General features: G+C 56.4%; 8 protein-coding genes and 1 pseudogene. 7 read left to right on the top strand and 2 right to left on the bottom strand.

Features of this window, described 5'->3' with window-relative positions:
- Positions 1–881, top strand: a pseudogene (locus tag ACEYDX_RS04445) (hypothetical protein); the annotation flags it as partial.
- Between the two features lie 499 nt (positions 882–1380).
- A complete protein-coding gene (rmuC, locus tag ACEYDX_RS04440) occupies positions 1381–2991 on the top strand; it encodes a DNA recombination protein RmuC (RefSeq protein ID WP_373740826.1) in 1611 nt (536 codons plus the stop codon).
- 129 nt (positions 2992–3120) lie between these two features.
- On the opposite strand, the gene ACEYDX_RS04435 is transcribed toward rmuC, so the two are convergent.
- Positions 3121–3747 carry a DUF4190 domain-containing protein gene (locus tag ACEYDX_RS04435; protein ID WP_373740825.1) on the bottom strand — a complete coding sequence of 209 codons (627 nt, stop codon included), beginning with the start codon at positions 3745–3747 and terminating at the stop codon, positions 3121–3123.
- Between the two features lie 331 nt (positions 3748–4078).
- Entirely contained in the window at positions 4079–4744 is a 666-nt protein-coding gene (locus ACEYDX_RS04430; RefSeq protein ID WP_373740824.1) for a hypothetical protein, read from the bottom strand.
- Between the two features lie 77 nt (positions 4745–4821).
- Here ACEYDX_RS04430 and ACEYDX_RS04425 point away from each other — a divergent pair, with 77 nt between their 5' ends.
- The 5 genes from ACEYDX_RS04425 to ACEYDX_RS04405 all read left to right on the top strand — a co-directional run.
- On the top strand, positions 4822–7197 hold the full coding sequence (locus ACEYDX_RS04425; protein WP_373740823.1) for a prolyl oligopeptidase family protein: 2376 nt from the start codon (positions 4822–4824) through the stop codon (positions 7195–7197).
- Between the two features lie 314 nt (positions 7198–7511).
- Entirely contained in the window at positions 7512–7748 is a 237-nt protein-coding gene (gene acpP / locus ACEYDX_RS04420; RefSeq protein ID WP_373740822.1) for an acyl carrier protein, read from the top strand.
- A gap of 152 nt (positions 7749–7900) precedes the next feature.
- The gene (gene fabF / locus ACEYDX_RS04415) at positions 7901–9148 is read left to right on the top strand and encodes a beta-ketoacyl-ACP synthase II (protein WP_373740821.1); all 1248 of its coding nucleotides are present in this window, start codon (positions 7901–7903) and stop codon (positions 9146–9148) included.
- Between the two features lie 76 nt (positions 9149–9224).
- Positions 9225–9626: a hypothetical protein gene (locus tag ACEYDX_RS04410; RefSeq protein WP_373740820.1), complete on the top strand. Its 402-nt coding sequence runs from the start codon at positions 9225–9227 to the stop codon at positions 9624–9626.
- Between the two features lie 82 nt (positions 9627–9708).
- A partial coding sequence (locus ACEYDX_RS04405; protein ID WP_373740819.1) for an aromatic amino acid transport family protein occupies positions 9709–10317 on the top strand: 609 nt, incomplete at its 3' end.

Raw genomic sequence — 10317 nt, 5'->3', positions numbered from 1 at the left:
TTTCAGACGGCCGCCCAAGCCGTCAGAACCGCAGCGAACGGAATCAGGAGCGCGGCGAACGGGGTGAGAAAGGCGGCCGCAACCGCGACCGCAACGACCGCCGCAACAACGGTAAAAAACGCCACATTCCGTCGGCCGAGAAAATCGAGCAGTATTTGAGCATCGAAGAGGCCGCCGAGAAGGTGCGTTATGCCGCTGCATTCGTTTCGGGCGAAGTTGCGGCACAGCCGCCGCTGTCCGTGTCCGTTCCCGTGTTTGCATCCGAAGATGCCGCGCCGCCGGCCGAAACGCTCGAAGAACCGCTGGTTGTGGTATTGCCGCAGGAGCAGGAAAGCGGGCATGAAGCCGTGCCGGAAACCGCCGTTCAGAGCGTAGCGGAAACGCCGTCTGAAAACGCAAGCCCCGCGCCTGTGCTGTTCGCCATCGAAAACGATGCCGATCTGACCGTTGCCGACGAACCCGACATCGGCATCGCCGTAGAAGAAAGCACCGGCAGCGACCAAGCCGTCATCGACTCGCTCATCGGTGAGGTGGAACAGGATGTCGTGGCGTTCGGCGGCATCGTTACCGAGGACGACGGCAGCGGTTATACGCTGCCCGAACCCGAGCCGAAATGGGAAGCCATCAACATTGTTCTGCCCGACCGCGAGGATGTGCCCGTCCCTGCGTCGCACAGGGCTGCCGCTGCGGCAAGCGCCGCGTCTGCGGCGGTCGATTTCGGTGACTTGGTGTTTGTGGAAACCAATCCCGCCGCGTTCGGCGAACCGGTGCCGGAACCCGAACCCGCCGTCCGCCGCCCGCGCCGCAGCGATGTGCCGAAAGCCGATGCAGGGCAGACCGAAGCCGTGCAGATGACGCAGGTGGAAACTTCGCAGGATTAATCTGGCAACAGTTAGAAAGGCCGTCTGAAATTTCAGACGGCCTTTTATTTATTGGCCGGTTATGTGCCGTTTCAAAATTTAATGGCTGTGTGTTGATATGGAACCGATGGCATACCGGTAAGACGGAGTTCTTCGGTTTCCGTTATTCCCGCGCAGGCGGGAATCTATGCTTGGAATCCGGTATCTCTTTTTAAACAATCAGTTGTGAAGATTAAAGCCGGATTCCCGCCTGAGCGGGAACGATGGCAGAGAAGATACGGGAAGGTGTTTGAGGCAGGACGGAATCAGAATAATCCGTTTCGCATCGGCAATACCGTTATCCGGTTCGGATGGGGCGGAATACCGTATTTCCGGAATACAGGCCGTCTGGAGTTCTTTACCGTGCCGTGTATGCCGCACAAACGTAAAGCCGCCGCCGCATTTATTACAAACAGCTTGCCCGCACGCCGCCGCCGCTCTACAATTCCCGCATTTACATTATTTTTCAGACGGCATACTCATGAATTCCGCCCAAACCCTGATTATCCTGACCATCATCGCAACCGTGATTTTTACGGCGTTCGTTACTTGGCTGATTGTGTACGGACGCGCAAAGGCCAAAACCGGCGTATTGTCGGCGCAGCTTGAAGAGCGTACAAAGCAGATTCAGTTTTTCCAAAACGAGAAAGTATTGGCCGAAGACGCGATGCGCGATGCGCAGGACCGTTTCCAACACACCCATGTCGCCCTGACGCAGGCACAGGCCGAGCTGAAACAGATGGAACCGCTGCAAACCGAATTGGCCGAAGCGCGCAGCCGCATCGACACCCTGCGCGAAACCGCACAGAAAGACGTGGCCAGACTGACCGAGGCCGTTCAGAAGATCAAATACCTGCAAGGCAAAGAAGAAGAATTGGGCCGTCTGAAAGAAGAACACGAAGCCCTGCGGCAGCAGCTTTCCGACAGCAACATCCGCAACGAGCGGCTGGCTACTCAAATCGAGCAGGAACGCCATACCGCCGACGAAAAACTGACGCTGCTGGCCGAAGCGCGCCAAAGTTTGAGCGACCAGTTTCAGAATCTGGCCAACAACATTCTCGAAGAAAAATCCAAACGGTTTACCGAACACAACACCGAAAGCATTACCCGCCTGCTCACACCTTTGAACGAGCGCATGGGCAAATTCAGCGAATTGGTGCAGAACACTTACGAGAAAGAATCGAAAGAACGCCTGACGCTGGAAAACGAACTCAAGCGCCTGCAAACCCTGAATCACCAGCTGCACAGTGATGCCAAGGCACTCACCGAAGCACTGACCGGCACGCAGAACAAAACCCAAGGCAACTGGGGTGAGATGATTCTGGAGAGCGTGTTGGAAAATTCGGGGCTGGTCAAAGGGCGCGAATATTTCGTTCAGACGGCCGCCAGCCGCGAAGACGAAGACGGCGGCAAACGCCGTCTGCAGCCGGACGTATTGGTCAACCTGCCCGACAACAAACAGATTGTCATCGATTCGAAAGTATCGCTTACCGCCTATGTGCGTTACACGCAGGCGCAGAACGATGCCGATGCCGCCCGCGAACTGGGTGCGCACGTCGCCAGCATCCGCAGCCACATCAAGAGCCTGTCGGAGAAGAAATACACCGAACTCGACGGCGTGAACACGCTCGATTTCGTGTTTATGTTCATCCCCGTCGAACCCGCCTACCTGCTGGCTTTGCAGCATGATGCCAACCTGTTCCAAGAGTGCTTCGACAAACGCATCATGCTCGTCGGCCCGAGCACGCTGCTGGCCACCCTGCGTACCGTTGCCAACATCTGGCGTAACGAACAGCAAAACCAAAATGCGTTGGCGATTGCGGAAGAGGGCGGCCGGCTGTATGACAAATTCGTCGGCTTCGTGACCACGCTCGAAAGCGTCGGCAAAAACATCGAACAGGCGCAAAACCAGTATCAGGCGGCGTTCAAACAGCTTTCCGAAGGCCGCGGCAACCTGATTAAACGCGCCGAAAAACTGCGTGAACTGGGTGTGAAAGCAGGCAAGCAGTTGGACAAAAACCTGACCGGACAGGCGCAGGAAGACAGCCCCGCCTTGGAAGATAAGGAAGGCGGCCCGGAAAAGGAAGCATGAGTTAAGCGCCAAGCTGTCGCAACGGGTAGGAAACCTGTTTGGCAACGCGGAATTACAGAAAAACCGAAGGCCGTCTGAAAATGATTTTTCAGACGGCCTTCGGTTTTGTCGGACAAGCAGGATGTCAGATCATTCTATGCTGCACGACGGTGGGAAGTGCTTCAACGGATGCTGTTGCGGCTGCGCGTATTCATAGCGGCACGTCCAGCGGATGCCGGTGGTCTGTACCTGAGGGGTCATAATCAGGAAACCGTTGTTCAGTTGGTTCGGAACATTATTGTTGTTGCTGAATTGCGCAACCAGTTCGCCGTTGCGGACCTGTATGTTCTGCCAATGACTTTCCATGCCTGCTTCCGAAAGCTCCGCGGCGGGAATGTTCAGGGCTGCCGAGGCTTCGGGGTTGGCGGCGATTCGATTGGTGACAGCGGTGCGCGCCTTGTTCAGATAGGCATCGGCTTTGTAGAGTTGCGTTTTATGGGTGTAATCCTGATAGGCAGGGAGTGCAATCGCAGCGATAATACCAAAGCCGGTAATCAAACCGATATAGCCCAAAATCAGGCCGGCTAAGGCTAGGCCGCTGCCATCCTGTCCGGTACGGCGGATTTTGCGGCGGGCGATATGGCCGGTAATTACGGCGACAATGCTGCCGATGAACGGAAGTATGACAAAGCCCAATATGCCGAAGACCAGGCTGACAACAGACAGGCCGTTGGAACCGGCGGGTTTGTTTTGCGGGGGGATGGTGTAATCAGACATGATCAGATTTTCCGAATGATTGAAAAGTGCCGGATTTTATCAGGTTTTACGGCCGTGTAGTGATGGAATGATGCGTTGGTGATATTGATGCCGTCATTCCCGCTCAGTCGGGAATCCGGCTTGAAATGATAAGAAATCTTTTGGATTGATGGAGTTGTACATAATCAATCATGGATTCCTGCTGACACAGGAATCACGGTTGTTCATGCCGCCGCATCAATCAACCTGCCGCACAGCCGGATATGTTTTTGAAACCATGATTGTTCCGCATAACAAAGGCCGTCTGAAAATGATTTTTCAGACGGCCTTGGATTTGACGGCGGATAAGCGGTTAACGCAAACCTGCCGCGGCTTCCGTTACCGGACGGATGATTTGGGTGATGTTGGGGTTGCTCCACGGCGTGTTTTTGTCGGAATAGAGCTGGAACGGCACTTCCACGGTTTTGATGTTGACGCCGCTGACCACGTCGTTTTTCCATTGGGCGATGACTTTCTGCAGCGCGGCCGTGTCTTCGAGTTTGACCGTGTTCAGCGCCTGACGGGTCGGGTCGGAAGCGGCGGGTACTTTGCAGGTCATCACGAGTTCGGCCACTTTGGCTTTCGGTTTGCCGTTTTTCTGGGCGGTTACTTTGCCTGCTTTGGTGTTGCAGCCGGCTGCGTAAACCGATTGGGCGACGATGTTGTCCATTTCCGCCAGCATCGGCTTGAGCGCCTGACGGTTTTTCTTCACGAGTTTCAGGCGCGGGTCGTTGTCGGATACGGGTTTGGGCGATTTGTCGAGCCAAGCCTGCTGGATGAAGCCGGGGGCGTTTTGGTATTTGGCCAGATAGTCGTTGAGTTTGACGGCGGCGTTGCCGTCTTTGTTGACCAGGGCTTTGACATAAAGGTCGGCGGTGTTTCGTACGCCGCCTTTGCCGATGCCGATTTTGCTCAGGCTGGAACAGGCGGTCAGGCCGCTCAGCAGGGCGGCGGCGAGAATCAGTTTTGCGGTACGCATGGGACTCCTTAACGGGATGGATGTTTTTCGGGAAAATGCAGGCTCTGCAAGCTGCTTGGAGCATGAACTCGGTTTAGATGCTATTTTGGCAGAAAAATTCCTGCCGGCGTAGAAAAAAACACGGCAAAGGCCGTCTGAAACGTTTCAGACGGCCTTTGCGCTATAATGTCCGCCATCTTTTTCAGACGGCCCCTGCCATGCACGACCCCTATATTTTTCTCGAAGATCTGGACAACCCCGAAACGCTGCGTCTGGCCGAAACCGCCCATGCGGAAACGGTGGCACGTTTTCTCGGCAGTGCCGAAGCCGAAACGCTGGCGGCCGATATTCTGGCGCAGATGCAGGACGAGCGGCAGATTCCGTTTTGTCAGGAACACCGCGCGCGGATGTACCATTTCCATCAGAGTGCCGAATATCCGAAAGGCGTGTACCGCGTGTGCAGCGCCTCCTCTTACCGGTCGGGCTATCCCGAGTGGCAAATCCTGTTTTCGGTGGCCGATTTCGACGAAATGCTGGGCGACGACGTGTATCTGGGCGGCGTGTCGCACTATGTCGAACGGCCGCACATGGCATTGGTTACCCTGAGCGTGGCGGGCGGCGACGCGGCCTATACGCTGGAAGTGGATTTGGAACAAGGCGCGTTGGCGGAAAACGGCTTCCATTTTCCGGCGGGCAAAAACCACATAGAGTGGCGCGACGAAAACAGCGTGTGGGTCTGCCCCGCGTGGGACGAACGCCAGCTTACCGAATCCGGCTATCCGCGCGAAGTGTGGCTGATGCGGCGCGGCCAGAGTTTTGAAGAAGCGCAGCCCGTGTTCCAAATGGATTCAGACGGCATGAGGGTCTACGCATGGCGTTATCTCGACGCACAGGGTGCGGCGGTCGATTTGATTGAAGCATCGCAGGGTTTTTACACCAAAACCTACCTTCAGGTATCCGCCGACGGCCAAGCCCTGCCGCTGGATCTGCCCGACGACTGCGACGTTTCCGGCTATCTGGCCGGACACCTCCTGCTCACGCTGCGCAAAGACTGGCGGCGCGCCAACCAAAGCTACCCGAGCGGTTCGCTGGTGGCCGTGAAACTCAGCAAAGGCCGGATTGGTGCCGCACAGCTTCTGTTTACGCCGTCTGAAACCCAAGCGCTTGAAAGCGTGGAAACCACCAAACGGTTTGTGGTGGCCGCCATTCTCGACAACGTATCCGGCCGTCTGAAAGCATGGCGTTTTTCAGACGGCCTGTGGCGCGAAGCCGAACTGCCGCGCCTGCCCGAAGGCGCGCTGGAACTGACCGACCAGCCGTGGGGCGGCGACGTGCTTTACCTTGCCGCCAGCGATTTCACCACCCCGCTCACGCTTTACGCGCTCGATTTAAATGTGATGGAACTGACCGTATTGCGCCGCCAGCCCGACCAGTTCGTTTCAGACGGCATCAAGGTCCGGCAGCTTTGGGCGCGCTCGGACGATGGCACGCCGATACCTTATTACCATGTGTGCAAGAATATGGACGGAGCGGATTGTTCGGACGGCCTGTATGACGGCGAACCCGCATCTGTTTCGGTGGCGCAAACCCGAAATACGGATGAAACGCCCGCATCCCGACCAAGGCCGTCTGAAAAACACTGCGCCAATACCCAAGGCATTTCAGACGGCCTGCCCGAACCCGCCCCGTTTCCAAAGGACAGGCAAGGGGACAAACCGTCAACGCCGTCTGAAAAAGACCGTACCGGCACCGACGGTTTTTCAGACGGCCTGCCTGCCCGAACCCCCACCCTGATTTACGTTTACGGCGGCTTCGGCGTGCCCGAACTGCCCCACTACCTCGGCAGCATCGGCCGCCACTGGCTCGAAAAAGGCAGGGCTTTCGTACTGGCCAACGTGCGCGGCGGCGGCGAATTCGGCCCGCGCTGGCATCAGGCCGCGCAAGGCCTGCACAAACACAAAAGCATCGACGACCTGCTCGCCGTCGCCCGCGACCTGGCCGCCCGCAAACTGACTTCGCCCGAACACATCGCCCTGCAAGGCGGCAGCAACGGCGGACTGGTGACCGCCGCCGCCTTCGTGCGCGAACCCGAAAGCATCGGCGCACTCGTCTGCGAAGTCCCGCTGACCGACATGCTGCGCTACCCGCTGCTGTCGGCGGGCGCAAGCTGGACAGACGAATTCGGCAACCCGCAAAAATATGAAATTTGCCGCGAATACCTGTCGGAACTTTCGCCCTACCACAACCTTTCAGACGGCCGCCGCTACCCGCCCGCGCTGATCACCACCAGTTTCAGCGACGACCGCGTCCATCCCGCCCATGCGCTGAAGTTCTACGCCAAGCTGAAAAGTATTTCCCCAAAAACATGGCTCTACGCAAGCGACAGCGGCGGCCATACCGGTAACGGTACGCAGGAACAGTCCGCCGAAGAACTGGCGTGTATTTTGAGGTTTCTGGAAGAAAACATCGTTTAGGATGGCAGTCCGTATAAAAAACGCAGGCGTTGCCGCGTCGGAAAAGAGTAGATGCAGGATAGGGTGGATGAACGTAAAAACCGTTTCATTATGTTTTTGGGTATACGGAATTTGAATAAAATAATAAATTTCAAGGAAAATAAAAAAACCTTGTTCCTCAAAAACCGCCTATGCTAAGATGCCGCATAACAGGCTTTTTCCTGATTTTCCGTAAAAAAGCGGTTTTCCGATGGAAAACTCTAAACGGATTCGGTACAATTCAAGCCGATTTATTTTTCTGAAACCCGCCGCAAGGCATATAAGGAACGACTGACATGTCAAACATCGAACAACAAGTTAAGAAAATTGTTGCTGAACAACTGGGCGTTAACGAAGCCGAAGTGAAAAACGAATCTTCCTTCCAAGACGACCTGGGTGCCGATTCTTTGGATACCGTAGAGCTGGTTATGGCTCTGGAAGAAGCCTTCGGCTGCGAAATCCCCGACGAAGAAGCCGAAAAAATCACCACCGTACAACTGGCAATCGACTACATCAACGCCCACCAAGGCTAAGACAGTAGCGCGTAAAGCCCCACGGCCTCTGCTGCGGAAAACCCGCAATCAGAGGCTTTCCTGCGTTTTTACCCCCTTTGTTTTCCGTTTTCAGACGGCCTGCCGCAATACGGATGCCGTCTGAAAACCTTCCAACACAGCGAGATAACATCATGAGTCAGAGAAGAGTAGTCATCACGGGCTTGGGCCAGGTGTCGCCCGTGGGCAACGACGTTGCCGGCGCATGGAACAACCTGCTTTCCGGTAAAAGCGGCATCGGCATGATTACCCGCTTTGACCCCGGCGAAATCAACAGCCATATCGCCGGCGAAGTGCGCGGTTTCGACATCGGCCAATACATCAGCGCCAAAGAAGCCCGCCGCATGGACGATTTCATCCACTACGGCATCGCCGCCGCATTGCAGGCGATTACCGATTCCGGCTTGGACGACGCTGCCGGTCTCGACAAAGACCGCGTCGGCGTGAACATCGGTTCGGGCATCGGCGGCCTGCCCAGCATCGAAGCCACAGGCAAGGCCGTGATGGAAGGCGGTGCGCGCAAAATCAATCCCTTCTTTATCCCCGGTTCGCTCATCAACCTGATTTCCGGCCACGTTACCATCCTGAAAGGCTACCGCGGCCCCAGCTACGGCATGGTGTCGGCCTGTACCACGGGCGCCCATTCCATCGGCGATTCTGCCCGTCTGATTAAATACGGCGATGCGGACGTTATGGTTGCGGGCGGTGCGGAAGGCGCGATTACCATGCTCGGCGTGGGCGGATTTGCCGCGATGAAAGCTCTGTCCACCCGCAATGATGACCCCGCCACCGCTTCCCGTCCGTGGGACAAAGGCCGCGACGGTTTCGTCATCGGCGAAGGCGCGGGCGTGATGGTGTTGGAAGAATTGGAACACGCGAAAAAACGCGGTGCGAAAATTTATGCCGAACTCGTCGGCTTCGGCATGAGTTCCGATGCCTACCACATTACCGCCCCCAACGAAGAAGGCCCGGCTCTGGCCGTTACCCGCGCCCTGAAAGATGCGGGCCTGAATCCCGACGACGTGGATTATGTGAACGCACACGGCACATCCACCCCTTTGGGCGATGCCAACGAAACCAAAGCCCTGAAAATCGCTTTGGGAGAGCATGCCAAAAAAGTGGTTGTGAACTCCACCAAGTCCATGACCGGCCACCTGCTCGGCGCAGCCGGCGGCGTGGAGGCGATTTACAGCGTTTTGGCCGTGCACGACCAGAAATCGCCGCCCACCATCAATATTTTCGAACAGGATGTCGAGGGCGGCTGTGATTTGGATTACTGCGCCAATACCGCGCGCGACATGAAAATCAACGTGGCCATTTCCAATTCCTTCGGTTTCGGCGGCACCAACGGCACGCTGGTGTTTAAGAAATTCGAAGGCTGAAGCCGAACCCGCGCTTGAATGAAAATACAGGCCGTCTGAATTCTTTTTCAGACGGCCTTACTTGTCGAAACCTGCCGTGAAAACCATCGTCTTTCTTTGCGCCGCCATCTGCACCGTTCTCGGCTTTTACCTGACATCCCTGCCGCCCGCATTGCCTCTGCATACCGGAGCAGACGGCCAGCCGGTCTATCCTGTTTCCTCGGGTAGCGATGACCTGCACCTGCTGGCTTTCGCATTACAGGCTTTTCTTTTGGCGGCGGCGGTTGCTGCCGTTGCTCTGATATGCCGTAAAAACCTGTTTTACTGCATGTTTTACGGCCTGAATCTGGTGCTGCTCGGTGTGGCGGTATTTTTGGTTTCGCTGGACACTCCGTTATCGGAAATGGTTGCAAACGGCCCGTATGCGCTGGTAACCGCGCTTGCCGTCGCGCCGTTTCCCCTGATGATTGCAGTATTCAAACATTTGAAGGCTGTCTGAAAACATTTTCAGACGGCCTGTGTTTTCGGCATAATACCGACTTCGCCGTTTTTCAAGAATATGGCCGTCTGAAAGGTTTGAAATGTCTGAAAAATCCCCGTCGCTGTTCGGCGGCGCAATGATCATCGCCGGCACGGTAGTCGGTGCGGGAATGTTTGCCAATCCCACCGCCACGTCAGGCGTGTGGTTCGCAGGTTCGCTCGCCGTATTGTTTTACACATGGTTTTCCATGCTCTCCGGCGGATTGATGCTGCTCGAGGTCAACACCCATTACCCGCACGGCGCGAGTTTCGATACGATGGTGAAAGACCTGCTCGGGCAGGGTTGGAACGTGGTCAACGGCCTGTCGGTCGCTTTCGTTTTATACCTGCTCACGTATGCCTACATATTTGTCGGCGGCGATTTGACCGCGCAGGGCTTGGGTAACCTGACCGGCAGCGCGGTACCGCTGGCGGCCGGACAGTTGCTGTTTTTCGTTGTACTGGCTTTGTGCGTGTGGGTGTCGAGCCATTGGGTAGGCCGTCTGACTTCCGTACTCATCGGCGGCATGGTGGTGGCCTTTTTCTGGGCGACGGGCGGCCTGCTCGGCAGCGTGAAAATGCCCGTATTACTTGATTCTGCTGCGCCTGAGGGTACGCAGTATTGGATTTACGTTGCCGCCGCTCTGCCTGTGTGCCTCGCTTCGTTCGGC

This window comes from Neisseria sp. (assembly GCF_041804105.1).
Lineage (GTDB): Bacteria > Pseudomonadota > Gammaproteobacteria > Burkholderiales > Neisseriaceae > Neisseria.
The sequence above is the reverse complement of the archived record's forward strand: the minus strand, read 5'-3'. Positions and strand labels throughout refer to the sequence as shown.

What these genes read in the sequence shown, in the direction of transcription:
- ACEYDX_RS04435 (WP_373740825.1), bottom strand. Translation starts at nt 3,747, where the DNA reads ATGTCTGATTACACCATCCCCCCGCAAAACAAACCCGCCGGTTCCAAC.
- ACEYDX_RS04425 (WP_373740823.1), top strand. Translation starts at nt 4,822, where the DNA reads ATGCTATTTTGGCAGAAAAATTCCTGCCGGCGTAGAAAAAAACACGGC.
- ACEYDX_RS04430 (WP_373740824.1), bottom strand. Translation starts at nt 4,744, where the DNA reads ATGCGTACCGCAAAACTGATTCTCGCCGCCGCCCTGCTGAGCGGCCTG.
- fabF (WP_373740821.1), top strand. Translation starts at nt 7,901, where the DNA reads ATGAGTCAGAGAAGAGTAGTCATCACGGGCTTGGGCCAGGTGTCGCCC.
- rmuC (WP_373740826.1), top strand. Translation starts at nt 1,381, where the DNA reads ATGAATTCCGCCCAAACCCTGATTATCCTGACCATCATCGCAACCGTG.
- acpP (WP_373740822.1), top strand. Translation starts at nt 7,512, where the DNA reads ATGTCAAACATCGAACAACAAGTTAAGAAAATTGTTGCTGAACAACTG.